Source organism: Defluviimonas aquaemixtae (assembly GCF_900302475.1).
In the GTDB taxonomy this organism is placed as follows: domain Bacteria; phylum Pseudomonadota; class Alphaproteobacteria; order Rhodobacterales; family Rhodobacteraceae; genus Albidovulum; species Albidovulum aquaemixtae.
Map to the genome: position 1 here is coordinate 1,724,442 of NZ_OMOQ01000001.1, position 25,990 is coordinate 1,750,431.

At 62.6% G+C, this 25,990-nt stretch carries 25 protein-coding genes; 4 read left to right on the forward strand and 21 right to left on the reverse strand.

Annotated elements, in window-relative coordinates; genetic code table 11:
- Position 1: 1 nt before the first annotated feature.
- From DEA8626_RS08390 to DEA8626_RS08440, 11 genes are all read right to left on the reverse strand, one after another.
- Positions 2-562 carry a nitrous oxide reductase accessory protein NosL gene (locus DEA8626_RS08390; protein ID WP_108852539.1) on the reverse strand — a complete coding sequence of 187 codons (561 nt, stop codon included), beginning with the start codon at positions 560-562 and terminating at the stop codon, positions 2-4.
- On the reverse strand, positions 559-1,380 hold the full coding sequence (locus DEA8626_RS08395) for an ABC transporter permease (protein ID WP_108852540.1): 822 nt from the start codon (positions 1,378-1,380) through the stop codon (positions 559-561). The genes DEA8626_RS08390 and DEA8626_RS08395 overlap by 4 nt, the downstream gene beginning before the upstream one ends.
- Entirely contained in the window at positions 1,377-2,273 is an 897-nt protein-coding gene (locus tag DEA8626_RS08400) for an ABC transporter ATP-binding protein (protein WP_108852541.1), read from the reverse strand. Before DEA8626_RS08400 ends, DEA8626_RS08395 begins: the two co-directional genes overlap by 4 nt.
- Positions 2,239-3,564: a nitrous oxide reductase family maturation protein NosD gene (locus tag DEA8626_RS08405; RefSeq protein ID WP_108852542.1), complete on the reverse strand. Its 1,326-nt coding sequence runs from the start codon at positions 3,562-3,564 to the stop codon at positions 2,239-2,241. The genes DEA8626_RS08400 and DEA8626_RS08405 overlap by 35 nt, the downstream gene beginning before the upstream one ends.
- A gap of 2 nt (positions 3,565-3,566) precedes the next feature.
- On the reverse strand, positions 3,567-5,510 hold the full coding sequence (gene nosZ / locus DEA8626_RS08410) for a TAT-dependent nitrous-oxide reductase (RefSeq protein WP_108852543.1): 1,944 nt from the start codon (positions 5,508-5,510) through the stop codon (positions 3,567-3,569).
- Between the two features lie 14 nt (positions 5,511-5,524).
- Positions 5,525-7,723: a NosR/NirI family protein gene (locus DEA8626_RS08415; RefSeq protein WP_108852544.1), complete on the reverse strand. Its 2,199-nt coding sequence runs from the start codon at positions 7,721-7,723 to the stop codon at positions 5,525-5,527.
- Positions 7,724-7,878: 155 nt separating this feature from the next.
- A complete protein-coding gene (locus DEA8626_RS08420) occupies positions 7,879-8,631 on the reverse strand; it encodes an ABC transporter permease (protein WP_108852545.1) in 753 nt (250 codons plus the stop codon).
- Between the two features lie 4 nt (positions 8,632-8,635).
- Positions 8,636-9,442 (reverse strand): ABC transporter ATP-binding protein, encoded by an 807-nt coding sequence (locus DEA8626_RS08425; protein ID WP_245890804.1) that lies wholly within the window; start codon positions 9,440-9,442, stop codon positions 8,636-8,638.
- The gene (locus tag DEA8626_RS08430; protein ID WP_108852547.1) at positions 9,423-10,181 is read right to left on the reverse strand and encodes an ABC transporter permease; all 759 of its coding nucleotides are present in this window, start codon (positions 10,179-10,181) and stop codon (positions 9,423-9,425) included. The genes DEA8626_RS08425 and DEA8626_RS08430 overlap by 20 nt, the downstream gene beginning before the upstream one ends.
- A gap of 59 nt (positions 10,182-10,240) precedes the next feature.
- Positions 10,241-11,215, reverse strand: a complete 975-nt coding sequence (locus DEA8626_RS08435) for an ABC transporter substrate-binding protein (RefSeq protein ID WP_108852548.1) — start codon at positions 11,213-11,215, stop codon at positions 10,241-10,243.
- 87 nt (positions 11,216-11,302) lie between these two features.
- Positions 11,303-11,992: a FadR/GntR family transcriptional regulator gene (locus DEA8626_RS08440; RefSeq protein WP_108852549.1), complete on the reverse strand. Its 690-nt coding sequence runs from the start codon at positions 11,990-11,992 to the stop codon at positions 11,303-11,305.
- A 161-nt stretch (positions 11,993-12,153) separates the two neighbouring features.
- On the opposite strand from DEA8626_RS08440, the gene DEA8626_RS08445 reads away from it, so the two are divergent.
- Entirely contained in the window at positions 12,154-12,840 is a 687-nt protein-coding gene (locus DEA8626_RS08445) for a fumarylacetoacetate hydrolase family protein (RefSeq protein WP_108852550.1), read from the forward strand.
- Positions 12,841-12,875: 35 nt separating this feature from the next.
- On the opposite strand, the gene DEA8626_RS08450 is transcribed toward DEA8626_RS08445, so the two are convergent.
- The 3 genes from DEA8626_RS08450 to DEA8626_RS08460 all read right to left on the reverse strand — a co-directional run bounded on the left by DEA8626_RS08450 (position 12,876) and on the right by DEA8626_RS08460 (position 15,988).
- On the reverse strand, positions 12,876-13,565 hold the full coding sequence (locus DEA8626_RS08450) for a GntR family transcriptional regulator (protein WP_108852551.1): 690 nt from the start codon (positions 13,563-13,565) through the stop codon (positions 12,876-12,878).
- 73 nt (positions 13,566-13,638) lie between these two features.
- The gene (argE, locus tag DEA8626_RS08455) at positions 13,639-14,799 is read right to left on the reverse strand and encodes an acetylornithine deacetylase (RefSeq protein ID WP_108852552.1); all 1,161 of its coding nucleotides are present in this window, start codon (positions 14,797-14,799) and stop codon (positions 13,639-13,641) included.
- Positions 14,800-14,803: 4 nt separating this feature from the next.
- On the reverse strand, positions 14,804-15,988 hold the full coding sequence (locus DEA8626_RS08460; RefSeq protein WP_108852553.1) for a M24 family metallopeptidase: 1,185 nt from the start codon (positions 15,986-15,988) through the stop codon (positions 14,804-14,806).
- 188 nt (positions 15,989-16,176) lie between these two features.
- Between DEA8626_RS08460 and DEA8626_RS08465 the strand changes: the two genes are divergently transcribed.
- Complete coding sequence (locus DEA8626_RS08465) at positions 16,177-17,547, forward strand: aspartate aminotransferase family protein (protein ID WP_108853382.1); 1,371 nt, start codon at positions 16,177-16,179, stop codon at positions 17,545-17,547.
- Between the two features lie 243 nt (positions 17,548-17,790).
- On the opposite strand, the gene iolB is transcribed toward DEA8626_RS08465, so the two are convergent.
- From iolB to ugpB, 7 genes are all read right to left on the reverse strand, one after another.
- Positions 17,791-18,597 carry a 5-deoxy-glucuronate isomerase gene (gene iolB, locus DEA8626_RS08470; protein ID WP_108852554.1) on the reverse strand — a complete coding sequence of 269 codons (807 nt, stop codon included), beginning with the start codon at positions 18,595-18,597 and terminating at the stop codon, positions 17,791-17,793.
- Positions 18,598-18,608: 11 nt separating this feature from the next.
- The gene (locus tag DEA8626_RS21690) at positions 18,609-18,824 is read right to left on the reverse strand and encodes an IolE/MocC family protein (RefSeq protein ID WP_108852555.1); all 216 of its coding nucleotides are present in this window, start codon (positions 18,822-18,824) and stop codon (positions 18,609-18,611) included.
- 125 nt (positions 18,825-18,949) lie between these two features.
- Positions 18,950-19,213 (reverse strand): hypothetical protein, encoded by a 264-nt coding sequence (locus DEA8626_RS21695; protein ID WP_108852556.1) that lies wholly within the window; start codon positions 19,211-19,213, stop codon positions 18,950-18,952.
- A 293-nt stretch (positions 19,214-19,506) separates the two neighbouring features.
- Positions 19,507-20,514, reverse strand: a complete 1,008-nt coding sequence (ugpC, locus tag DEA8626_RS08485) for a sn-glycerol-3-phosphate ABC transporter ATP-binding protein UgpC (protein WP_108852557.1) — start codon at positions 20,512-20,514, stop codon at positions 19,507-19,509.
- Position 20,515: 1 nt separating this feature from the next.
- Positions 20,516-21,352 (reverse strand): sn-glycerol-3-phosphate ABC transporter permease UgpE, encoded by an 837-nt coding sequence (gene ugpE, locus DEA8626_RS08490; protein ID WP_108853383.1) that lies wholly within the window; start codon positions 21,350-21,352, stop codon positions 20,516-20,518.
- 17 nt (positions 21,353-21,369) lie between these two features.
- A complete protein-coding gene (ugpA, locus tag DEA8626_RS08495; RefSeq protein WP_108852558.1) occupies positions 21,370-22,251 on the reverse strand; it encodes a sn-glycerol-3-phosphate ABC transporter permease UgpA in 882 nt (293 codons plus the stop codon).
- Positions 22,252-22,472: 221 nt separating this feature from the next.
- Positions 22,473-23,783 carry a sn-glycerol-3-phosphate ABC transporter substrate-binding protein UgpB gene (ugpB, locus tag DEA8626_RS08500; protein ID WP_438502429.1) on the reverse strand — a complete coding sequence of 437 codons (1,311 nt, stop codon included), beginning with the start codon at positions 23,781-23,783 and terminating at the stop codon, positions 22,473-22,475.
- 631 nt (positions 23,784-24,414) lie between these two features.
- On the opposite strand from ugpB, the gene dctP reads away from it, so the two are divergent.
- The gene (gene dctP, locus DEA8626_RS08505; RefSeq protein WP_108852559.1) at positions 24,415-25,425 is read left to right on the forward strand and encodes a TRAP transporter substrate-binding protein DctP; all 1,011 of its coding nucleotides are present in this window, start codon (positions 24,415-24,417) and stop codon (positions 25,423-25,425) included.
- A gap of 65 nt (positions 25,426-25,490) precedes the next feature.
- The gene (locus tag DEA8626_RS08510; protein ID WP_108852560.1) at positions 25,491-25,979 is read left to right on the forward strand and encodes a TRAP transporter small permease; all 489 of its coding nucleotides are present in this window, start codon (positions 25,491-25,493) and stop codon (positions 25,977-25,979) included.
- Positions 25,980-25,990: the final 11 nt, after the last annotated feature.

Below are 25,990 nucleotides of genomic sequence, written 5' to 3' on the forward strand. Positions count from 1 at the left end.
TTCATCCTCCCCGCCTTTGGGCGAGCGCCCGCAGACGATCTTCGTAATCGTCCTCACCAACGCCCTCTTCCAGTGAGACGGGCGTCAACACCTCGACGTCCGGAATCGTGTCGAGCCGCATCACACGTCCGCCATGAGTTTCGGCGAAGGTGACCGCGGTATCTGCCGCGCCGAACGGCACCAGTTCGGGCGCGCCCATGCCGCCCTGTCGCTCGGACCCGACGACATAGAAGGCCTCGTTCGCCGCGATCCAGTTCGCGGCGCCGGGGGCCTCCCAGTTGGGCGCCGCTCCCATGTCGTTGACATAGATCGCGGCGATGTCGTGGCTCTGCTCGGGCATCCGGGCATAGGCCACTGCATCGCGGACCTGGCTGAAGAAGAGCGGCGCGCCCGGCAGACCGTCGAGATGGACCTGGGCTTTGGGGCCGGGATGCTCCAGGATGTTCATCTGGCAGTAGTGTCCGACGGCGTCGGCCGTCATCGCGACCGGGTTCGGCGGACCCGCCCCGTCCTCCTGGCAGGCAGCAAGAAGGGCGAGCGACAGAACCAGGACGCGTCTCATGGCGTTACCTTTCTGAAGGCAAGGGTTGCGAGGCTCAGGGCCGCAAACGGCCAGAGAATGACCGATGCGAGCGACTGCCAGAGGGGGATCGCGCCGGCGGCCGCGCCGACGCCGGCCGCCGCTGCGGTTGCCTCTGAGGCCGAAAGGTTGAATAGACGGAACGCGTCGGCTGGATTGGCCAGAAGCGCGAGCGGGAAGATGTCGGTCGTAAAGCGCCCGCCGTCATCGGCGACGATGGCCGCGAGAAGCCCCAGATCGTAGAGCACAACGAGCCCCAGCCAGAGTCCTATGGCGAGCCCCGCCGCGCCCGACGGCCGGCGGGCGAGCGACGAGATCGCATAGCCCGCACCGAGGAACGTCGCGCCCAAGAGCACCGAGGTCCAGGTCAGCCGCCAGAGTGCAGGCAGGCCGGCACGCGCGCCTTCGTCAAGCGCGATGGCCCCCGCGGCGGCGATTCCGTAGCCCGCGACGACTGCCAGCGACAGGACTGCGATATGGGCAAGAAGCTTGCCCGCGAGGATCTGCCAGCGCGCGACGGGATAGGTGAGAAGCAACGGCAGCGTGCCGCGCTCCACCTCTCCGGCGACTGCGTCGAAGGACATGAGTAGAGCTACGAGCGGCACGAGATAGACCGCGAGCGAGGTGAGCGAAGCGACGGAGACCGACAGCCGGTCGACCCCGAGCGTTCCGGTAGGCGCCGAGCTCGCCGCCGACAGCACGATCGCGAACAGGGCCATCAGCGCAACCGCGATCGCCACCCAGCGGTTGCGAAGCGCGATGCGGAACTCTGAGCCTGCTGTGGCGAGGATGCGTTTCATCGCGCGTCCCTCCGGCTGAAATGGCTGTAGATGTCTTCGAGACTCGGCGGCAGGACCTCGAGGTCGGCCACCTTGTCGCCGAGCCCTGTGATCCGCGACAGAACGTTGAGCTTTTCCTCTTGTGGGCACGTGAGGTGCAGCGCACCACCGACATGGATCGCTCCGGGCAGCGCCTCGGCGATCTGGCTGGTGTAGCCGTTCCGCGCCATCACGTGCATCGCGACCGGAAGCGCAGCCGTCTGGCGCAGGTCGGCGAGTGAGCCGGAGGCGACGAGCCGGCCCCGCGAGAGGATCACGATGCGATCGGTCCGCGCCTCGACTTCGGTTAGCGCGTGGCTCGAGAGCAGGATCGCGGCGCCGTCGGCCGCCAAACCGTCGAGAAGCGCGTAAAAATCGCGCCGCGAGACGGGATCGAGGCCCGAGGTTGGTTCATCCAGCACCAGAAGCCTCGGCTTGCCGATCAATGCCTGGGCGAGCCCGACGCGCTGCCGCATGCCCTTCGAATAGGTGCCGATCCGGCGTTTCGCGGCGCCGGCGAGGTCCACGCGTTCCAGAAGCTCCATCGCGCGGCCCGGCTTCTCGCCCCGAAGGCTGAGATAAAGGCGGAGCTGTTCGAGCCCCGTCAACGCCGGGTGGAAGGCCACGTTCTCGGGCAGATAGGCGACCTTGTCGCGCGCCTCGCGGCTGCCGGGCGCGGCACCCGTCACCGTGACCTCCCCCGCATCCCACGGGATGAGACCGAGGACGACCTTCATCAGCGTCGACTTCCCTGCCCCGTTGTGGCCGAGCAGCGCCACGCGCTCGCCGGGCGCGACGTCGAGCGAGACTTCGGCAAGCGCCGTGACGCCGTCGAACGCCTTAGTGAGACGCGAGATTTTCAACGTCGATGTCATCGTGGTCACCTGTTTTCCAGCGTTCCGCGGCGGCGGCCTCCATGGCCGCGACATCGTCGGAAACGGGAATGTTGACGGGGGTCATGAGCGGATGGCTGTCCACCACTCCGCCCGGAAGGGTCGCGGGGAAGCTCGCCTGCGACCAGCGGATAAGCTGCACCGCCGGAGCGCCGGTCAGAAGCGCGGCAGCGGGCTGAGACCAGAGGATGTGGTCCATAAGGTCATTGGGGCGGAAGGCGCTGTCGGCGATACCGTCGGCGTTCAGATCGTAAGCGGGGTGATCCGACCAGAAGTTGCCCCGCCCGTCGAAGCTCCACTCGACATCCTTGGTACCGACGTACTTCACCTGGTTCCGGTTGCCGAGGACGGCGTTGCCGGTCAGCACGTTCCGCTCGGAGCCTGCTGTAAAGTGGATGCCGATATCGCAGCCTTCGAAGCGGTTGTCGTAGATGAGGTTCTTGTGCGCGTTGTAGATGAAGGTGCACTTTTCCGTGCCGCCGCGCACGAGATTGCCCGAGACGTCGGCATTGTTCGCGTAGTTCAGCATGATGCCGTGGCCCCGGTCGCCGAGGCTCATGTTGTTCTGCACGACAACCCGGTTCGAAAACATTATCGCGTAGCCGAGATGGTTTCCGATGCTGATATTGCCCGAGACCTCGGAGTTGTTGGTGTACATGTAGTGGATCGCGAAGCGCAGGTCGCGAAGCAGGTTGTCGCGATAGATCCCGTCCTTCGACGTATTGGTGAAGATGCCGTCGCGACCGTAGCGGATGTCGTTGCCCTCGATCACCGCGCCCGGAGCGTTCCAGACATAGACGCCGTTGCCGCGCTCGTTCATGCGGTGGTTCTGCGTGCCCTCGATCACGTTGCCACGCACCACAGCATCGCGCCCGCCATGCACGTCGATGCCATAGAGATTACCGATCAGGCGGTTCCCTTCGATCAGCGCGCGGTCGGCCTCCTTGGTTATCTTGATGCCGGAATCGATGTGCTCGTGGCTTTTGCCCGACCCGGTCACGGACAATCCGCGCACGACAACGTCGTCGTCGGCTATGGTGAGGACTGTACCCTGCCCTCGACCATCAACGACCGCCTCGCCTTCGGCGCGGATGGTCAATGGCCGGTCGATGGTGACGGGGCCCACATGGGTCCCGTCACCGAGGATCAGAACATCGCCGGGCAAGGACCCGGCGATGGCGTCCTGCAGACTGTCCACCCCCGCGACCACGCGCACTTCTTCCGCGCCCGCGGGCACGGCCATAAGCGAGAGGATGAGGGGCAGGAAGCGCATCGTCAGGCCGCCTTCGGCTCGACCAGCATCCGGCCGCGCATTTCCATGTGGAGCGCGTGGCAGAACCACTGGCAGTAGAACCAGTGCACGCCCGGCCGGTCCGCGGTGAAAGTGACCGAGGCGGTTGCCTGCGGGGCGATCTCCATCGCGATACCGTAGTTCGACAGGCAGAAGCCGTGCGTCACATCGTCGATATCGTCGAGGTTGGTGATGTAGATCGTAACCTCGTCGCCTTCCTTCACCGTGAACTTCTCCAGGCTGAATGTCGGCGCCACCGACCACATGTAGATGCGGACCTTGTTGCCGTCGCGGATCACCTCATCGTGGCCGTCCTCCAGCACCACGCCATCCGCCTCGGCCTGCCGGCGCGCGTCTTCCCAAGTGGGGTCGTCGCGATTCCAGACATTGACCGGGTTCACGATGTCGGCGCGCACGATGATGCTGTCATGCGGCTCGGCAAAGGTCGGCCCATCGTGGACCACCCTCATCTCGTCCGACGAGATGTCGATGAGCTGCTCGTTCTCAGGCTTCAACGGCCCCACATTCAGGAACCGGTCTTTCGAGAACTTGTTCATCGATACCAACCACTTGCCGTCGGCCTCGTTGGTTTCCCCCATCGAGGTCGAATTGTGGCCCGGCTGATAGTGCACATCGACCTTTGAGATGATCGGGTCCACATCCTCGCCCGCATAGGCCTGGATCGCCTTTTCGAGATTCCACTTCACGACCTGGCTGTCGAGGAACAGGGTCGTGAAGCAGTTGCCCTTGCCGTCATAGGCGGTGTGCAGGGGCCCGAGGCCCAGCTCCGGCTCAGCCACGATGCAGGATCGCGGGTCGGCATCCTCGTTGAAGATCGCATCGAGCTTGGTCACGTCCATGACCGAACAGGTCGGCGACAGCTTGCCGTTGATGACCACGTGCTGGCCGTCGGGCGCCGTGTTGATGCCGTGCGGGCTGTTCGGGATTGGGATGTAGCGGGTGTATTTCTTGTCCGACCCCTTGCGCCCGTCCAGAACCTTGACGCCGTTCAGCTCTTGATAGTCGCCCGCGGCGACGCCTGCCTCGATCTCGGCGAGATTGAATACAACCACATGGTCCAGTTCGCTCTCGGTCATCTCGGGCAGGTTCATGCCCATTTCCGAGTTGTAGCTGGTCGAGAAGGCGTACTTGCCCTGATAATCGCAGTCGGTGTTGTCGAGATTGCCGGACACGATCACCTGCCAGGCGATCTCCATCGTGTCACCATCGATCGCGGTGTAGATGTTCACGTACTTGTCCGGCTCGTCGAGAATCTGCCCGTCGTTGACGAGCGGCGCCTCATGCTCGCCGTTCGCGAAAACGTAACCCGTCCTCGGGTACTTCTGCGGGCGCATCCCGTGGATGTCGCTGGCGTTCGGGATCTCGATGATCTTGTCGCATTTCATCACGTCGCACCGCACGCGGGCCACGCGGGTATTGGCCTTGTCGTTCATAAACAGGTAGCGCCCATCATAGGTGCCATCGGTGAACGACATGTGCGGGTGGTGCAGATCGCCATTGTCGTAGGTCTTCATACCCCGCTTGGCGAGGAAGGCCCTGGTCTCTTCCGTCAGGCCTTCGGTCAGAATCTTCAGCGACTCGTTGGTCTGGCCCCAGCCGGTGGCCGAGCAGCGGTTGAACACCGGAATCCGCATCAGCTCCCGCATGGACGGAAAGCCGAGGATACGCAGCTCGCCTGTCTGGCCCGAAGACCAGAAACCGTAGTATTCGTCGAGTTCGCCGGGGGCGAGCTCGAACCTGGCCGCCTGCGCGCCGGCTTTCGTCGTCGCGGCGGTCGTGGCGACCGCCGCTGTGCCGCCCATAAGCGCCAACCGCGCGGCGCCTGCGCCGCTCAGCAGCGCCGCGCCTCCTGCCGTTGCGCCGAGAAGTCCGCGGCGGCTTAGTCCTATTGTCCGTTTGTCTGTCATCTCTAGTCTCCTTTTCAGACGGAGTGTGTGGGTTCGAGTGAAATTCTTGGTGCGTTCGGATGCCCGGTCAGATCGCGTATCGGGCTGGCTGCGACTGCCTGGCGGCGCTTCAGCTTCTTGATGACCACCGGGCAGGTCGTTTCGGAGCGGTAGAGCATCTGGCAATGCAGGCAGTTCAGGCATTCGTTCGGGTTGATCTCGCCCGTCGGGTGAATCGCCTGGACCATGCATTCGTTCGCGCAGGTCTGGCAGGGATTGCCGCATTCCTTGTAGCGCTTCAGCCAGTCGAACATTCTCAGCCGCGCCGGGATGGCGAGCGCGGCGCCTAGCGGGCAGAGGTAGCGGCAGTAGAACCGCTCGACGAAGAGCCCCGCGATCAGCAGCGCCACGGCATAGGCGACGAAGGGCCAAGCGCGGACGAATTTCAGAACGATCGCGGTCTTGAAGGGCTCGACCTCGGCCAGGTGCTCCGCCTGCTCGATACTGACCAGAGAGACGCCGAACAGGCCGAGGAAGATCATGTACTTTACCGGCCACAGCCGTTCATGCAGCCCCCAGGGCAGCGTCCATTGCGGGATGCGGATCGCCTTGGCGATGCGGTTCAGAAGCTCCTGCAAGGCGCCGAACGGGCAGAGCCAGCCGCAATAGGCACCTCTGCCCCAGAAAAGCAGCGCCGCAGCAACCGCAAACCACAGAATGAAAGTCAGAGGATCAAGAAGGAACGCCTGCCAGCTGAATCCGGAGACCAGCGCCCCGAAAAGCGCCATCAGGTTCACGACCGAAAGCTGCGCATTGGCGTAAAAGCCGATGAAGACCAGCGTGACCGTCAGAAACGCCATGCGGAACCAAAAGAAGGCGCGTTCATTGCGCGTGGCGAACGACTGGAAAAAGAACGTGGCTGTCAGCACGAGAAGCATGACGCTAAGACCGGCAATCTCGGGCTTCGCGTCGGCCCATATCCGCTTCCACAAGGCAGCCTGCGCCGCGCTTTCCTCTTGGTCGGCGACGTCGGCCACAGCCTGCGAAACCTCCTGCGCAGGCGGCGTCACTACCGCGCGCAGGTATTTTCGAGGCATTTCGTAGATCAGATCGAATGTCGTGAAGACCTTCTCGATCGCCCCCACTTCACGCTGGACGAGAAGCTGGAGGCGGAAGGGCTGCGTCGGATCGAAACCCGCATCGGCGGGGATCTTGAACAGATCCGCCTCGGCGAAGGCGGGCGCGCCGCCGGCGGCGAGCGACCCGATGCGCTTGTGCATGCGGTCGCGGAAGCGCACTGAGACGTCGTCCTGGATCAGCACGATCCGGTCGAAGATGCCGCCCCTCACATAGCCCGACCCCTTGAAGGAATAGAGCCCGCGGCCCACGACGGCGATTGCATGTTCGCCCTCGCCCAGCCACTCCTCGAGGTTCGCCGCCGCAGCCGCGCCGAGAATCGCGCGCGCTATGGCCGGCTGCGAGACGAGCGCCACCTGCATTTCGATGAACGTCGTCTCTGGCGGCTCGGTCAACGCGCGCCGGCCAGCGCGTTCATCCTCCATCGCCGCGAAGGCCGCGTTGACCTGGCCCACGTCGAGCGAAAGGCGCCTGAGCGTGCCGTCGCCTTCCAGCGCCATCCATTCACCGGCGGCCTCGGCCTTCGGGTCGATCTCGTAGGCCGGCCCGGCGGGCACCGTTTCGGGCGAAAGCCCGCCAAGGCCGAGCGCGCGGGCAACTTTCAAACCCGACCGAACGATGGAGTCATCGATCACCATGACCGTGACCGTCGCGCCCGAGATGATGTCGAGTTCATGCGCCGTGCCGCCCGATTGCGCCTCTGCCACGAGGTCGAGGCCGCGGTAGTCTTCTGCCAGCGCCCGCATCTTCGAATCCGGAATGCCGATCAGTACGATCGGCTCGGAATGCTTGACGAGGCGCACCCCGACCACCTTCGCGTCCCCGTCGACCGCGACCATGGTGTGGATCGGTTTACCGGAATAGCCGGTCGTGCCGACGAAATCCGAAGTCACGAAGACCCAACCTACAGTCTCTCCGCCCTTCAGGACCGGGGCGACCGGAAGATCGTCACGAATTGATCCGTAGGCATCCGCTCCGTCGACGAGGTCAGACGCAGAAAGCTCGCCAAGGTATCTGGAGAGTACCGCTTCAGCCGCAACTGGGGCGACTTGCAGCAGCAGAGCGAGCATCAGAGCGAGAATTCGAAAGCGCGTCATACCTGGCGTGTCCTGTCGGATGCGCCGGGTGATAGCACTGTTCGCGTAGGGCTGTTCTTGACCTATCTCAAATGCCGTCAGGAAGTGAACGGAGCTGCCCCAAAGAGCGATGGCTTCGCCCTATGAGCCGCCTTGCGCACTCTTGCGGCGCGGCTCTACCGCTTTGCGGCGTAGAAGGATATCCGACGCTCGATATAGGCCAAAACCTCGGAAATCGTGAAAGCGAGCGCGAACAGCACGATGAGCACGGCCCAGAAATGCGCCATGAGGAAATTGGCCGAATAAAGCTCGAACAGTGCTCCGAAGCCGACGATGGAGATCAGAAGCTGTCCGATGATCACCCCCTTGACTGCACGAATCACACCGATCCGCACGCCGCCGAGGATCTCGGGCAGGGCCGCCCAGAGATAGATCTTGAAGAACGCATCGAGGGGCGAGGCACCGAAGCTGCGCGCCATCTCGACCAGCGAGCGGTTGATCTGAAGCACGCCTGCCCGAGCGTTCAAGATGATGATCCAGATCGCGAAGAGCGCGGTCGTGATGATAATCGACTTCATGCCGAAGCCGAAGAGCACCATCAGGACAGGCACGAGCGCCGTGAGGGGCGCGCTGAGGAAGATGTTGACCCAAGGCAGCAGAAGCTCATCCAGAAGCCGGTTCTTTCCCATGAGAATGCCCACGGGGATACCGATCCCCACGGCAGCGAAGACGCCCACCACGAAAGCATAGGCCGTCTCGCCGAGCGCCTTGAGAAAGGCCGGGGTGCCGATGATTGCGAAGAGCGTCGCTACGACCTCGGATAGCGGCGGGACGAAAAACGTGAGGCCCGACCGGCCGATGAGTTCCCACAGGAGACCCCAGAGGATCAGCGACGACATACCAGGAAGGCGGATACCGAAAACGGTCATATAGCTATTCCACGTAGCTGCGCAGCGAGGCCCAGATTCGGTCGACGATATCGAGATATTCCGGGTCTCGGCGGATGTTGTCGACGCCCTTGTCGCGGAATCCGCTGGGGCGGATGATCTCGTGCACGCGGCTCGGCCGCGGCAGCAGGAGCGCGATCTGGTCAGAGACATAGACCGCCTCTTCGATCGAGTGCGTGACGAAGATGAAGGTCTTGTTCTCGTTCGCGACGAGCCCGAGCAGATCCTCCTGGAACTTGCGTCTCGTCTGTTCGTCCACGGCCGAGAACGGCTCGTCCATCAGAAGAACCTGCGCATCGACCGACAGCGCCCGCGCGAGACCGACCCGCTGGCGCATTCCGCCCGACAGCTCGTGTGGATAGCTCTTCTCGAAACCCGCAAGGCCGACCTGACGGATATAGCGCGCGGCGATATCCTCGCGCTCACTCTGTGCCACGCCGCGCAATTCGAGCCCGAACGCGACATTTCGAATGACGTTCGCCCAGGGCAGAAGCGCGAAGTCCTGAAAGACGAATGCCCGGTCTGGTCCGGGGCCGGTCACGGCCCTTCCGTTCACTTCGACCTCACCCGAAGTAGGATCAAGAAGTCCCGCTATGATCTTGAGAAGTGTCGTCTTTCCGCAGCCAGAGGGCCCTAGGAGAGAGGTAAGCTGCCCCTTTGGAAAATCGAGCGACAGGTTCTTTAGCGCCTCCACGGCCCCGTAGTTCTTGGAAATCCTGCGCGCAGAGACCGCGTTCTCGGCATTGAACTTTGCGGGATGCACGACGTTGCCTTTAATCGGAGACGTAGCCACGGATGTTTCCTTCGAAAAGTACGGTCTCGAGTTTCTCGAGAAGATTGAGGAACAGCACGGCGAGCGCGATGATCGAAAAGATAGCGGCATACATGCTGGGGTAATCGGCGATCGACCGGCTGAAGGTGATGATGTCCCCCACGCCGGTGGGCGTGATCTTCAGTTCGGACAGAATCGCGCCGATGAAGCCGGCAGAGACACCGAGGCGCAGCCCCGAGAAAATAATCGGCGAGGCGTCGGGCAGGATGATCTTTAGAATGATGTCGGTGTCGTTGGCGAGAAACGAGCGGCCCATCTCCTTGAGGTTCGACGGTGTGTTGCGGACCGCGCCGGCAGTGTTCAGCACGATCACCGGCATCGCCATGATGCAGACGACGAATACCTTCGACGTCAGGCCGATGCCGTAAGCCATGACCAGAAGCGGAATCAGCGCAGCGAGCGGCGCCGCCTGCATCACGACGAAGATCGGCGAGAAGAGCCAATCGAACCAAGAGCTAAGCCCGATCCAGAGCCCGAGCGCGATTCCGAGAACGGCCGAGATCGCGACACCGATTACGAGCGGCTTCAGAGTCTCGCCATAAGCGGCAAAAAGTGTGCCGTCGAAGGTCATGGCGGCGAGCGCGCGCATCGAGTCGAAGAAGGTCGGAAACGCGTAGCTGACCGGGATGCGGCCCGCGATCTCCCAAGCGCCAAAGACGATGACGGCGGAGAGAAGCTTGAGTGCCAGAGATCGTGTCATCGGGTTGGTCCCCTGGGATCGTCAGGGCGGCCGCCACTCGCAGGCGGCCGCCAAGATGCTCAGTTCATCGCCGCTTCGAGCGGCTTCATGTACCAGAAGTCCTCGATGTTCAGCGACGCCGGATCGCCTTCGAGCTGGCCGGCCTGACTGTACCATTCCATGTCGGCCATTGCGGCCTTCTCACCGCCGCCGTTCGGATCGTAGAGACCGCCTTCCACAGCGTCTTTGTAGAAGCCGTCGAGCTCACCGAGGATCTCGGGCGGCAGCTGACCGATCGGCCCGTCCGGGTTGGTTTCGCGGCTGATGATCGTCGGATCCTCGTTCATATCGCGCCAGACACTTAGAAGCGCGTTTACGAAGATTTGCACGTCCTCCTCGTTCGCCTGAATCCAGTCGAGATTGGCGAAGAGCGCCTCGTCGCTGGCTTCCACCTCGAACATCGGCAGGACATTGAACTTGTCACCATGTTCGCGCATGATCTTGTTCTTGTTCGACAAATCGATGATCGTCGCATCCGCCTGCCCAGCGACCAGCGCGACCACGCGGTTTGCCGATCCGGGCACGTAGGACCGTTCGCCGAACGTGATGCCGGCCTTCTGCTCGATCACGTTGGCGATCGAATCCGTGCCGCCGCCGCGCGAATGCAGAAGGATTGGCTGGCCGTCGAGATCCTCGAGCTTTTCGTACTTCTTCGTGGTCACCGGGAAGAACTTGAGCTTCGAGAGCTGGAAGATGATCCTGACGGGCGCCTTTGACCTCTGCATGGCCGCATAGGGCGTCCCGAAGCCGATATCCATCTGGCCGCTGAGGACCGCCTGGATCGCCAGTTCCTCGTCCGAGAATGCTGTCCATTCGTAGTCGAGTCCGTTGGCTTTCGCCCGATCGAGTGCGACGAAGAATGCCGCAAGTTCGTCGGAAGGCGTTTCGGCGAGCGCGATCCGGATCGTGTCGGCCTGCGCGGCCGAAATCGCCAGTCCCAACGCCACAGGCGCGGCAAGCGCCGTCTTGACGATGCTCTTGAACAGGTTCTTCATTTTTCTCCTCCCTGAGAATGGAGCTGTTTGTCTATTACTCCTTGGTCCGGTCCTGCGCCTTTTCGGTCTGTCCGCCGGATTCTGCCCTCAAACCTCCCCAAACAGTCGCGCCGAAACCGACCCGATATGGTTCCGCATGGCGTCATACGCGCGCGCAGGATCGCGCGCCTCAATGGCGTCGGAAATGTGCCGGTGCTCGGCGAAGCTGGTATGTTCATCGGGCGGGCGGTTGGTCTCTCGAACCACCGCAGTCCAGCCGACGGTTCGGCGCACGCGGTTGAGCTTGTTGAAGATCGACAAGAGAAGGATGTTGTCGGACGCCTCCGCGACAGCGCGATGAAAGAGATCGTCCTGCGCCTCATATTCGGCCCAGCTCGACGCGCTTTCTGCGCGGGTCCTGGCAAGATGGATGTGCGCGACCGCGGCGGCCGAGGCGTTCACCGCCGCCTCTCGCGCAATAGCGGATTCGATGCAAAGTCGGGCGCGCATCATGCGCACGGGCGTCAGTTGCGTTCCGATTTCGGCAAGGTCGTCGAGTGCTGAATCGTGGCGCGTATCGGAAATGAACGTCCCCTTGCCGACATGCCGCCAGATCGCTCCTTCACGCTCGAGCGCATCGAGCGCCTTGCGCAGCGTCGCGCGACTCATGCCCAAATCACTCATCAGCTCTCGCTCGGCCGGCAAGCGGTCCCCTGGCCCGTAGGAGCCTTCTTCGATGAAGTCCCGAAGCGCGGCGATCGCCTGGCTTTGTCTTGGAGGGTCAGGACGCGTCAGCACCTAATCACTCCCTGCTATTGGTTGACCAAAGGACGCATATTGGTTCAAATAACGCGAATTTGCGCCCCACGGCAACTAATTTCCGCCGATATGTGCAATTGATCTCGATTGATCTGTGACGAAATGTGCGTTAGCAGCGAGAAACCCAGAGGGAGGTGAAAATGCCGGACTACGTGATCAAAACGCCGAAATTGCCGGCCGTCCCGGTCTCGGGAAGCGACGCCCTATTCCCGGTCCGCCGGGTCTACTGCATCGGACGCAACTACGCCGCCCACGCGATCGAGATGGGCCACGACCCGGACCGCGAGGCGCCCTTCTTCTTCCAGAAAAACCCCGACAATCTCGACACTTCGGGCACGTTTCCCTACCCCGGCAAATCCTCGGACGTTCATCACGAGATTGAGTTGGCCGTCGCGCTGAAATCGGGCGGCACGAACATTCCGCTCGACAAGGCACTCGACCACGTCTTCGGCTACGCCGTAGCGCTCGATATGACGCGCCGCGATCTTCAGGGCGAGGCCAAGAAGCTCGGCCGCCCGTGGGAGATCGGCAAGGCATTTGAACGCTCTGCGCCGATTGGCTCCTTCCTCCCCGCCTCTGACATAGGACATCCGGACAGCGGGCGGGTCGAGTTGAAGGTCAATGGGGAGACGAGGCAGGAAGGTAACCTCAACCAGATGATCTGGAAGGTGCCCGAAATGATCTCGTATCTCTCGGAGTACTTCGAACTGGCTCCCGGCGATGTCATCCTGTCGGGCACGCCTGCCGGCGTCGGGCCGGTGGCGCGCGGCGACACGCTCGAGGCGACGGTCGAGGGCATCGGGGCGCTGACGGTCAAGGTGAGCTGAAAGACCGTCGCTTCGGGTGCGCGTGGCGGAAAGCGCTAGGACTTTGCCTGAAAGCCCTTCCGCATCCGCTCGAAGCTCATCGAGATATGGGCCCGCTGGATGAGCGCGGCGGCGCGAAGGTCGCCGATTTCAAGGGCGCGGAGGACGTCATGCACCTCGCGGTCGAAGATATCGACCTCGTCGCGCAAGTCGATCTTGGAAGCGAAGACCGACATCAGCCAGATCCGCGTCGTCCGGAAATAGAGTCGCTCGCTGATCGCGCGCAACGGCTCGTTCTCGGTCAGGCGGATCAACGCCAGGAAGAAATCCATGTTGAGCTCTGCGAAACGCCGCGGATCAGGGTTGTGAACGACGGCTTTGGACCGAGCCGAAAGGCGTTGAAATTCCGCCCATAACTCGGCGTCCGGCACAACCGGGTCGAGCTTGCCGGTCAGTTCGGCCAGTTCGAGCCGAAGCTGGTAGGTCTGCGCCAGTTCCTCGATGTCGACATCTGTCACGAACGTTCCGACGCCGTGAACAGACTGCAACAGCCCCTCCCCCTCAAGCCGCACCAGAACTCGCCTCAGTGGCGTGCGGCTGACGCCGAACTCCGCCGCCAGCGCCTCTTCCGACAGCCGCGTGCCGGGCGCGTAGTCGAGGAGGCAGATCCGGGTCCGGATCTCGGCATGCAGCCGCTCGAAGCGGTCGCGGGCGGTCGGGGCGGCGTCGTCCGTCCCGACGGTCAACGGATCTGGGCCCCTGTCCCGCTTGCCAGCGCCGCAGGCGCGCAGACCGACGCCCTCTGTTCTTCACGCCCCCTCACGCGTCCAGTTTCCCGCCTAGTCGCTCGAGCATGATGAGGCACTGCTCGAGCTGATCGAGCGAGACATACTCGTCAGGCTTGTGCGCCTGTTCGATCGAGCCCGGCCCGCAGACGACCGCCGACATGCCGAGCGACTGAAAAATGCCGGCCTCAGTCCCGAACGGCACCGTTTCAGCACCATTAGCGCCCGTCAGTTCCATCAGCATGTCCTTCGCCTCGTTCGCGTCTGCCGGGACGAGCCCGTCGACCTCGCCGATCACCTCGGTGACGATATCGGCCTGCGGCATGACTGCCCGCATGGCGGGCAGCAACGTTTCGGCGCAGAAATCGTGCAGGTCCGCTTTCACGAAGTCGGCATCGCCCGGCTGGACAGGGCGCATCTCCCAGTCGATCCGCGCCTTGCCGGGAATGACGTTGTGCGCGACCCCACCGATCAGCGCCCCTGTGTTGATCGTCGTCCAAGGCGGATCGAACCGGCTGTTCGCGGGCGCGCGGGCCTTGAGTCGTTCCTTCAGTTCGAGAAGCCGCACGACATAGCGCACCGCATATTCGACGGCGTTCACGCCCCGGTCGGGACCGGAGCCGTGGCCCTCTAGACCGGTGAAATGCGTGGAGTATTCGTAGCAGCCCTTATGCCCCTCGATGATCCGCATCGACGTGGGCTCGCCGATGATCGCGACACCGGGACGGACGCCCTGAGCGCGCAGAACCTGGGCGAGCGCCTGGGCGCCGAGGCAGCCGGTTTCCTCATCATGCGTGAAGGCGAAATGGATTGGCCTATGTCCTACACGCTCCGCGTAGAAAGGCGCCATCGCCACTGCGGCGGCGATGAAGCCTTTCATGTCGCAGGTGCCCCGGCCATAGAGCCGCCCGTCGCGCTCAACCATTTCGAACGGGTCGGTTGACCAGTCCTGATCGGTCACGGGCACCACGTCGGAATGCCCAGACAGCACGATCCCGCCTTCCACATCCGGGCCAATCGTGGCGAACAGGTTCGCCTTGGACCCGGTGAAGTCGCGGTGCACATCCACCCGCGCACCGACCGTCCCGAGGTGATCTGCGAGGAACTCGATCATGTCGAGATTGCTGTCGGTCGAGACTGTCGGAAAGGCGATCAAGTGACGAAGCAGCGCCTTGGTGTCATCAAGATAGCGCACCGTCTCAATCCTTCACAAAAAGCCTGCGCTCGACGGTGCAGAAGGGTTCGGCCGGGCCGCTTTCCGTGATCAGGATCGGCTCGGTCGTCTCAAGACCCCAGCTTTTCATCCAGAGCGCAGGCATGAAGTGGAAAGTCATGCCGGGTTCGAGAAGCGTTTCGTCCTCGGCCCGGATCGAGGCCGTGCGCTCGCCCCAGTCAGGCGGGTAGGACAGGCCGATCGCATAGCCGCAACGGCCCTCGCGCTGGATGCCGTATGTCTTCAGAACATTCACGAACGCGTTCGCAATATCGCAGGTCCGGTTGCCGGCGCGCGCGGCGTCCAGCCCGGCCTCGATCCCCTCGATCTGCGCCTTCTCGGCCTCACGCATCTCGGCGGGCGGCGTGCCTAAATAGACGGTCCGGCAGAGCGGCGCGTGGTAGCGGCGGTAACAGCCCGAAAGCTCGAAGAATGTCGCCTCGCCCTTCCGCATCGGATCGCCGTTCCAGGTCAGGTGCGCGGCGGTGGCGTCGAGCCCCGAAGGTGTCAGCGGCACAATCGCCGGATAGTCGCCCCAGATATCGCCGACACCGGAAATGCCAGCATGGAATATCTCGGCGACGAGCTCGTTCTTGCGAAGCCCCGGTTCGGCCCTGTCGATTGCGGTCCGCACGATCTTGTCCGAAATCTTCGCGGCCTTGCGGATGAAGGCGATTTCCTCGTCGGATTTCACCAGACGCTGCCAGTTCACCAGTGCGGTGACGTCCACGATACGCGCGTCGGGCAGTTCAGCCGTCAAAACGGCGTGAGCCTTGGCCGAGTAGTAGTAGTTCTCCATCTCGACGCCGATCCGTGCTTTTTCGAATCCGAGGTCCCGGACGATGCGGGCAAGGTCCTGCATCGGGTGGCGGACGGTCGATTGCACGTAGTTGTCGGCATAGCCGTGAATCGTCGCGGCCTCCATCCAGCAGGTCCGAAGCGCGCCGAGGCTGTCCATGTAACGGCCCCACCAGTGCGGATCGCCCTCCATTGTCAGGATCACCCCTTGGTGGACGTAGAAGGACCAGCCGTCATAACCCGTGAGCCAGGCCTGGTTCGACGGGTCGGTGACAAACAGGACCTCGACCCCAGCCGATTCCATTGCCTGTCGGGTCTTGACGATGCGGCGCGTGTATTCGTCGGCCGAGAAGGGAGCGCTTTCGAGAGGCATGGCGGGTTCCTCGCGCAAATTTGTGCACAACGCTAAGATGTCGCTCTCTTCGCGGCAAGAAATTCTTGCCGTTCACCCGCTTCAGCGCGATCGCCCGAGTTGACGGAGGCCCGATCGGCATGATGATGTGCACAACAGTTGCATTCGCCGGCCCGCTTCGGGCCACGCGCAACCGCATCGGGGGTATCATGCTCAGAAACGACCAACTCGACCAGTGGGATCGCGAATGCTTCTTTCATCCCTCGACCCATCTTGCCCAGCATGCGCGGGGAGAGGCGCCGAACCGCGTCATAAGGACCGCCTCGGGCGTTTTCATCGAGGACCGCGACGGCAACAGGCTGCTCGATGCCTTCGCCGGTCTCTACTGCGTGAATGTTGGCTACGGGCGACAGGAAATCGCCGAGGCCATCGCGACGCAGTCGAAAGAACTTGCGTATTACCACGCCTATGTGGGCCACGGCACCGAGGCGTCGATCACGCTCGCCAAGATGATCCTCGACCGGGCGCCCAAGAACATGTCGAAGGTCTATTTCGGCCTCGGCGGTTCGGACGCGAACGAGACGAACGTGAAGCTCGTCTGGTACATGAACAACATTCTCGGCCGGCCGGAGAAGAAAAAGATCATCTCTCGCTGGCGCGGCTATCACGGGTCGGGATTGATGACCGGCTCGCTCACGGGGCTGGAGTTGTTCCACAAGAAGTTCGATCTTCCCTTGGCGCAGGTGATCCATACCGAGGCGCCCTATTACTACCGCCGGAAGGACCTCGCGCAGTCCGAGGCTGATTTTGTCGCCCACTGCGTCGCCGAACTCGAAGCACTGATTGAGCGTGAGGGCGCCGACACGATCGCCGCCTTCATCGGAGAGCCGGTCCTCGGCACCGGCGGCGTCGTCCCGCCCCCGGCGGGTTACTGGGCGGCTATTCAGAAGGTGCTGAATAAGCACGATATTCTCCTGATCGCCGACGAGGTGGTCACCGGCTTCGGCCGTCTCGGCACGATGTTCGGCTCGGATCACTACGGGATCAAGCCCGACATAATCACAATCGCCAAGGGCCTGACCTCGGCCTATGCGCCGCTTTCGGGCTCGATCGTGTCGGACAAGGTCTGGAACGTGCTGGAGCGGGGCACCGACGAGTTCGGCGCCATCGGCCACGGCTGGACCTACTCGGCCCACCCGATCGGCGCGGCCGCGGGTGTGGCAAATCTCAATCTCATCGATGATCTGAAGCTCGTCGAGAACGCCGGCACGGTCGGAGCCTATCTGAGAAAATCGATGACGGAGGCGCTCGGCAACCATTCCCATGTGGGCGAGGTACGCGGCGAGGGCATGCTGTGCGCCGTCGAATTCGTCGAGGACAAGGACGACCGTGCCTTCTTCGATGCGTCGAAGAAGATCGGCCCGCAAGTTTCCTCCGCGCTGCTGTCCGAGGGCGTGATTGCACGCGCCATGCCGCAGGGCGACATCCTCGGCTTCGCGCCGCCCTTCTGCCTGAGCCGGGAAGAGGCGGACACGATCGTCGCGGCCGTGGCGCGCGCCGTTCGCGCCGTCTTGGGATAGAGCCTCGACGTCACGGCGGTTTGAAACCGGAGGGCAGCCTTCCTTTTTTGATTTGTGCGGTGGGCTGCACATCAAACCGAGGAATGGAAAGACATCAGAGTGAGGAGTTTCTGGGGATGCGGCCTTCGATCAACGCCGAACCCACGGAGTAGCCGTTCTCACAGACCTCCGACCGAGTGAAGCTTCGGCGCCGATAAGAGCGGTCGCGAGGAACGCGACCAGTTCGGCGGAACCGCGCGACTATCAGCTGTCGCGCTCCATGATCCAATCCACCTCCGGCGCGGGCACGAAGCGCCACTTGCGCAGGGGGCCGGCCATGACGTTGAGATAGTACATCTCGAACCCGTAGGGCGCGCCGCAGGGATGGTGCCCGCGCGGGACGAGCACCACGTCGCCGTCGGCGACCGCCATGGTCTCGTCGAGCCGCCCGTCGTCGGTGTAGACCCGCTGGACGCCGAAGCCCGAAGCCGGGTTCAGCCGGTGGTAGTAGGTTTCTTCCAGATAGGTGATGCGCGGAAAGTCGTCCTCGTCATGGCGGTGGCTCGGATAGGACGACCAGTGGCCCGCAGGCGTGAAAACCTCAGTGACGAGGAGGCTGTCGGCGTAATCCTCCGCCTCCATCGCGATGTTGTTGATGTGCCGCGTGTTTGTGCCCTTGCCGCGCTCGGTCAGGGTGATGCCGTCGGGCCCGATGCGGCGCGCTTCGTGGCCGCCCTTGCCTGGCGCAGAGCAGACGGCGAGGACGCAATCGGTCTCGGCCTTCGCCTCCCACTCTGTGCCGTTGGGCAAATAGAGGCAATGCGGCGGCGTCCTCTCGAAGACGTCCATGCGCGCGCCGAGAACGCCCCAGTCCTTGCCCGCGCCGGTGAACGCCGCCTTGCCCTCCACCATCACTAGGATGACCTCGCGGTCACGCGTCGCCTCGCCCACCGCCTCGCCCTTCCGCAACCGGTAGAGCGAGAAGCCGACGTAACGCCAGCCTGCGTTTTCGGGCGTGATCTCATGGACCTTGCCATGGGCTCCGAAGGGTTTTCTGAGAAGATCGGGCATGGCTTCTCCTATCAGGTTTCGATGCCGAGGCCGGGCCTGCCGCAGATCTCGACAACGTGGTTGTAGCCCATCGTGGAGTACTCGTAGGGCGGGGTCTTGGCCAGATCCTGCTTGGCCCAGACGACGATCCAGCCCGTGTAGTTCATGGCTTTGAGCTTATCGGTGACCGCCTGGAAATCGATGCACCCTTTGGGGCCGCCCGGCACCGTGAAGGCGCCAGAGCGCACGCCGTCGAGGAAGCTCCCGTTCTCGGATCGCGCACATCCTGGAAATGCACATGGTGCACCCGGTCGCCCCACTTGTCGAGCGTGCCGATGACGTCGGCTCCGCCGCAATGCAGATGACCCTTGTCTCAGTGCAGCGCCACCTCGGGCGACGAGCCCTCCACCAGCCGGTCGATGTCTTCGGCATCCTCGATCATCGAGCCCATGTGATGATGACACGAAAGCGTCATCTCCTCACCCGCCGTCCACTTTGCCAGTTCCGAGAGGTTGGCGGCGTAGGCCAGTGCCTCGTCTCGCGCGAGCTTCGGGCGGTCGTTGGCCGGCGTGGTTAGGTTGCCCTGCACGGTGTTGGAGCATTCCGCGTAGACGATGCAGGGCGCGTCGAGTGCCACGAACTGCTCGACCTGCTGGCGGATGGTAACCCTCTAGTCGTCGAGCGAGGCCACCATCAGGTTGCCCGCGCACCAGCCACCGCAGACAACCGGTCCCATGCTTCACTTGATTGCCTAGCCTAGGTGCTGTGGCGCTGTCGAAATTCCTCAGCGCTCCCCAACCTTTGCGGGTATTTGGTTGGTATGGCCGTATTACGGCAACATGGGCCCAAGCAAGCACCTGGATAGCATGCAAATTCGCCTTCCAACTCAGAAAAACGGAAGCGCCTGGGGCCGCTAGTGGTCGGGCCAAACTAGCTGCGAACGCCGTCCCTATCGAAGAGCATCTGATGTCGCTCGGACCAGCTCATGCCGACTTCGGCACCCTCCGAAGGGATTGAATCTTTTCCGTCGAGTTTCACAGTGACGACCTGGCCATTTGCAATCCGAAGATGCACCAAGGTCTCGGCACCCAGCGCTTCGGCATAGAGAACGTCTCCCCGGATTTTCGGGTTGGCCTCCGAAATCTCCAAATGCTCCGGTCTGATGCCAAGTCTGGTCCCTTTTGGCGCATCGACACCGATATCGCTCGCTTCGATGAAATTCGTCGGCGGGGAGCCGATGAAACCTGCAACGAATTCGGTGGCGGGATTGGCGTAGACGTCGAGAGGGGCGCCGATTTGATCCGCTCGCCCCGCATTCATCACGATCATTCGGTCGGCCAGCGTCATCGCCTCCACCTGATCGTGCGTGACATAGAGCGCGGTGACACCCAGTTCGCGCTGTAGCTGCTTGATCTCCAGGCGCATCTGCACACGGAGCTTCGCGTCGAGATTCGACAGCGGCTCATCGAACAGGAATACTGCCGGTTTCCGCACGATGGCCCGCCCCATTGCGACGCGCTGCCGCTGCCCGCCCGACAACTCGCGCGGGCGGCGTTTCAGATACGGCTCCAGCTGCAGGAGCTTTGCCGCCTGTCCGACCCTCTCGCGGATTTCGTCCTTGGCCTTGCCCGCTATCTTGAGCCCGTAAGCCATATTGTCGAAGACCGACATGTGCGGATACAGCGCGTAGTTCTGGAACACCATCGCGATATCGCGGTCCATCGGCTCCTTCTCGTTGACGCGCTTTCCATCGATCCGAACCTCCCCCGCGGTTACCCTCTCCAGCCCCGCGACCATCCGAAGGAGTGTGGATTTCCCGCAGCCGGACGGCCCGACAATGACGATGAACTCGCCGTCTTGGACGTCGATATCGACCCCGTGGATCACTTCGGTCTGGCCAAAGCTCTTGCGAATTCCGTCCAGCGTTACCGTCGCCATGCTATTTCTCACTGTCCACAAGGCCGCGGATGAAAAGCTTCTGCATCGAGATCACGACCAGAATCGGCGGCAACATGGCCAGTATCGAGGTCGCCATGATCACCGGCCAGTCCGCGATGTCGTCTCCGCTCGGAAACATCTGCTTGATGCCCATGACGATGGTGTTCATGTCCGGGTCGGTGGTGATCAGCAACGGCCAGAGGTACTGGTTCCAGCCGTAGATGAAGAGGATGACGAACAGTGCCGCGATGTTCGTCCGGCTCATAGGCAGGAGGATGTCCCAGAAGAAGCGCATCGGCCGCGCCCCATCGACCCGCGCGGCCTCGGCCAGTTCATCGGGAACCGTCAGGAAAAACTGCCGGAACAGGAAGGTCGCGGTGGCCGAGGCGATGAGAGGGAAGATCAGGCCGGAATAGCTGTTCAGCATGCCGAAATTCGCGGCGACCTGATAGGTGGGCACGATCCGCACCTCGACCGGCAGCATCAACGTGAGGAAGATCAGCCAGAAGAAGAGCCGCCGCCCCGGAAAGCGGAAATAGACGATCGCGAAGGCGGAAAGGAGCGAGATCGCAATCTTTCCCACCGCGATCCCCACTGCCATGACGCCCGAATTGAACAGCATCCGCGCAACCGGAGCGTTCACACCTGACACCAGCGCCTTGCGGTAGTTCTCGAAGAACTGGTCGCCGGGAACCAGCGGCATCGGCGGCCGCGCGATTTCAGGCTGCGTCACGGTCGAGGCGACTAGGGCAAGCCAGATGGGGAAGAAGATGAACAGAATCCCCACGATCAGCCCGAAATGCGTGAGCCAAAGCCCCGCGCCGCGCTTCTCCACCATGCCGCCTGCATCCGCCATCAGTAGTGCACCCGTCGCTCAATGAACTTGAACTGGATCACGGTCAGAAGGCCCACGACCACCAGGAGTATGACCGACTGCGCCGCAGATGATCCCAGATCCTGCCCCACAAACCCATCCGAATAGACCTTGTAGACAAGAATGGTCGTCGCCTGTTGCGGGCCGCCGCTGGTGATGGTGTGGATCACCCCGAATGTCTCGAAGAATGCATAAACGATGTTGACCACGAGCAGAAAGAAGGTGACCGGCGACAGCAGCGGAAAGACGATGGTCCGGAACCGGGTCCAGAAGTGCGCGCCGTCGATCGCCGCCGCCTCGATGACGCTGCGCGGGATGGCCTGCAAGCCCGCGAGGAAGAACAGGAAGTTGTAGCTGATCCGACCCCAGGCCGAAGCGATGACGACCAGACCCATCGCCTCGTTCTCGTTCAGCACATGGTTCCAGTCGTAGCCGAGCATCCCGAGGTACCATGTCACGACGCCCACGCGCGTGTTGAACATGAACAGCCACAACACCCCCGCCACTGCCGGGGCCACCGCATAGGGCCAGATCAGCAGCGTCCGGTAGGTCCCCGATCCCTTGATCAAACGATCCGCCAACACGGCGAGGTAGAGCGCGACGCCCATCGAAACGACTGTCACAAGCACCGAGAAAATCGCGGTCGTACTGAAGGAGGCGCGGTAATATGGATTGGATAGAAGGAATTCGAAATTCCCGAGCCCTACGAATTGCGAAGAGAGCCCGAACGGGTCCGGAATGAACAGCGACTGCCAAACCGCCTGCCCTGCGGGGTAGAAAAAGAAGACCGCCGTCACGACCACCTGCGGCAACAGCAGGATGAGCGGCAACAGGATGCCCTTGAAGGTGACGCGCTTCTCCATTTCCGTTTCGCCCTCTCGCCTTCGTGCCACCCGGCGGTTCTTCTTGGCGCAGATGTGCAAGTGCGTTTGGCGTTATCCTTGTCCAATCCGCATTGCTATCCGAACGCAAAACCGGCGAATATCAGCGCCGGACGAACGCACTAGGCTCTGTCCTGCGCCCCGAACGCACGGTGCCCGGAGAAAGGCACGGCCCATTGTGGGCCGCCCCCTCCCCTCGAACCTTATTGGCTGGCCTGCTCGAACCGGCGCAGCAACTCATTCCCGCGCTGAACAGCCGTATCCAGCGCTGCCTGCGCGTCCTTGTCACCGGACCACACCGCCTCGAGCTCCTCGTCGATTATGCCGCGGATCTGGTCGAACGAACCGAGGCGAATGCCCTTCGAAACATCTGTCGGCTCTTTCGCGGTCATCTGGACCACCGCGACTTCGGTGCCTGGACTGGCCTCGTAGAACCCCTGCTCCCGCGTCAGATCGCCTGCTGCGGCAGTGATCGGCAGATACCCCGTATCTTGATGCCATTTCGCCTGAATTTCCGGCGAGGACAGGAAGTTGAGGAATGCGGCGACGCCCTTGTACTCTTCCGCTGTCTGCCCCTCCATCACCCAAAGCGAGGCGCCGCCAATGATCGTGTTCTGCGGCGCGCCTTCGACGCCTTCCCAATAGGGCAGCGGGCGCACACCGAATTCGAACTCCGCCTCTGCCTTGATGCCCGCGTAGCCGGCCGAGCTTTCTGTGAAGAGCGCGCATTCCCCGGCGCGAAAATTCGCTCCGCCCTCGTTCCGGCGCCCGGTATAGATGAACTTGCCGTCCTTCGCCCAATCGCCCATCGCCTGGATGTGCTGCACCTGCACCGGCCCGTTGAAGGCCAGTTCGGTGTCGAGGCCGGCAAACCCGTTGTTCTGCGTGGCGAAGGGGACGTTGTGATAGGCCGACAGGTTCTCCAGATGAATCCAGCTCTGCCAGGCCGTCGTCAGCGGGCATTCATGTCCCGCCGCCTTCAACTGATCCAGAACCTCCCCGACCGTCTGCCACGTGGTCAGGTCCACATCCGGATCGATCCCTGCCGCAGTCAGCGCATCGCGGTTCACCCAAAGCACCGGCGTCGACGAGTTGAACGGCAGCGACAGCATGTCGCCGTCCGTCGACGTGTAGTATCCCTTCACCGCGCCGATATAGGCATCGGGGTCGAATTCCGCGCCCGCTTCCTCCATCACCTGGTACACCGGCTTCACGGCCCCCTTGGCGCCCATCATTGTCGCCGTGCCGACCTCGAAGACCATCAGAATATCCGGCTGCTCCCCTGCGCGAAACGCGGCGATCCCGGCGTTCAGCGTCTCGGAGTAATTGCCCTTGTGCGAAGCAACGACGGCATAGTCGCTCTGGCTTTCGTTAAAGGTCTTGACCTGTTCGTCCACCAACTCACCCAGCCGACCGGTGAAGGCGTGCCAGAACTGGATCTCGGTCTGCGCGACTGCGGGCGCCGCCATCGCGAGCAATGATATCGGCCCAATGACCAAATGCCGCATGTTCATAGTGATCCTCCCAGGTTCACGAGATTTTGTGTTTTGCCGTGTTAGCCTACGATTGGGGTGCTGCCAGAGGCAAGCATTCGCCGCGTGGCTCACCGAATTCCGGTACACGGAAACTGCCAAGGGTGTCGCGATCCCGTCGGGTCGCCTGTCGGTGGACGAAATCGAGGACGCAGAAGTTAACTCTTCGGAGCGGGGCTGTTGCATCCGGTGGAACGCAGAAAGGTTCGCTCCGTTTAATGTCGGCCAGTCTACGACTCCCGTTCGAACCGCGGGATTGGACTATCGTGCGCGATATCGGTAGTGAGATCGGTCGCCTGAAAACTGATGCCTGCGGTCGCAAAGCCACTGCTTCACAATTGCCCCCGTCACATCACCCTGTTTGGCTTTGGCGCAGTCGGTTTTGCTACCTCACAGGCAGCAACCTTAGGAGCAATACTAGTGGTAAGGTCGCCAGGCCGCGAATTGGCTGGCCCTTGGGCATTCCCCGCGCACCCCCGAGGAGCCGGCGGCCGGCCAATTCCACTCGTCGCTACCGCCGGCCTTCCAAGAGCATGCGCAAGGAGCTTGCCGCAGATCGCCACCGCCGGTAACGTTCGCGACAAGCCCGACAAATTGCCCTGAGGGAACTACAATGTCTGCAACCTTGCGTCATCTGTTTGCTGCTGCACTCGGTCTCGGAGTCGTCCTCGACAGCGCGAGCGCCGAGGAGTGGAAGTTCAACAACGGACTGCCCGAGGGCAGGAACGAATCCCAGGAACTCGACATGTTCGCGGCCGATGTCGGCGAGTTGAGCAATGGAAGTCTGACGATCAACGTCTTCCATGGCGGCTCACTGAATCTGCAGAACAACGATGTGGTGCGCTGGCTGCCGCAGGGTGCCGTCGAGATGGGGCTCGTCTGGGCCAACTATCTGGGCCGTGACGCGCCGGCGCTCAATGCGGTTCTCGTGCAGGGATCGGTCGGCAGCTCCGAGGAGCTGATCAAGGTCCTGCCGGAAATTCAGAATATCTACGCCGAAGAACTTGCCGAATGGGGTATCGTGCCGACCGGCTTCATGGCGCTGCCGCTGTTGCAAGCCTCGATCTTCTGCCGCGAGGAGCCGGTTCGCACACTGGAAGACCTCAGGACCAAGAAGCTGAGGGTTTGGAGCAATGACCAGGTCGAGACTTTCACCAAACTCGGCGTGTCTGCGCAGATCGTCGGTCAGAACGACCTCTACGTGGCCCTGCAGACCGGCGTGGTCGATTGCGCGGTCTATCCGGCGCTGTTCGCGCACACGATTTCGCTTCAGGAGGTGACCGACTACGCGTCCTATCTCTACCCGATTGCAGGTGTCCCCTACGTGCTCGGGGCGGATCAGGAAGCCTGGGACGGCCTCACAGACGAGGAGCGGGCAGCCGTGACGACGGCTGCCGCGCGGGTCTGGGAGCGAACGAACGAATACTCGAAAGCCGAGGAAAACGAACAAGCCGCGCGCTCCGCGCTCGCCGAACAGGGAGTCGAGTACCTTGAGGACTTCTCCGAAGACGACCGGAACGCCTTCCTTGAGGCGGCGTCCGCGACCTGGAAGGAGATGGCCGATGAAGCCGGCGGCAAGGCCCTCGAGTATCGCCAGAGGATTCTCGGCATCCTCGGACGTTGATTGTGGGAGACGAGGGCCGATCGGTCGCTCGACTTGCGGCAGCAGCGCGACAGGCTGAGGCATGGATGACGCCAGTGTTCAAGGCACTGGCCGGGCTGGCTACTCTTTCAGGCGGTCTGATGGTTGTTTTGATCGGCGTCAGCGTCGCGATGCGTCATCTCGTGAATGCCCCGTTTCGTTTCACCGAAGAACTCGTCGGCCTTTTACTGACCGCCGCTTTCTTCCTTGCGCTGCCGCTGGCGACTCTGAAGGCTGAGCACGTTCGCGTGAGCATATTCGTGAAGAACATGCCGCATCGGCTGAGGCTATGGGTGGCGGTGCTCGCAAACCTCTTCGGCGTCGTTTTCTGCCTGTGGTTTTTCGCTCTGTGCTTGTCCTGGTTCGAATTCGCGTTTGAGCGGCGCATCAAGACAGAGGTTGCCCGGCTGCTGATGTATCCGTGGATGGCACTCCTTCCGCTTTCGCTCGTGCTGACAGCACTGGCATTCGCGATCCGAGGCGCCGCCAGTGGCAGCGAGCGGAACGAAGAGACGACCCCGCAAGATCGAGCGTAAAGGGAGACCTC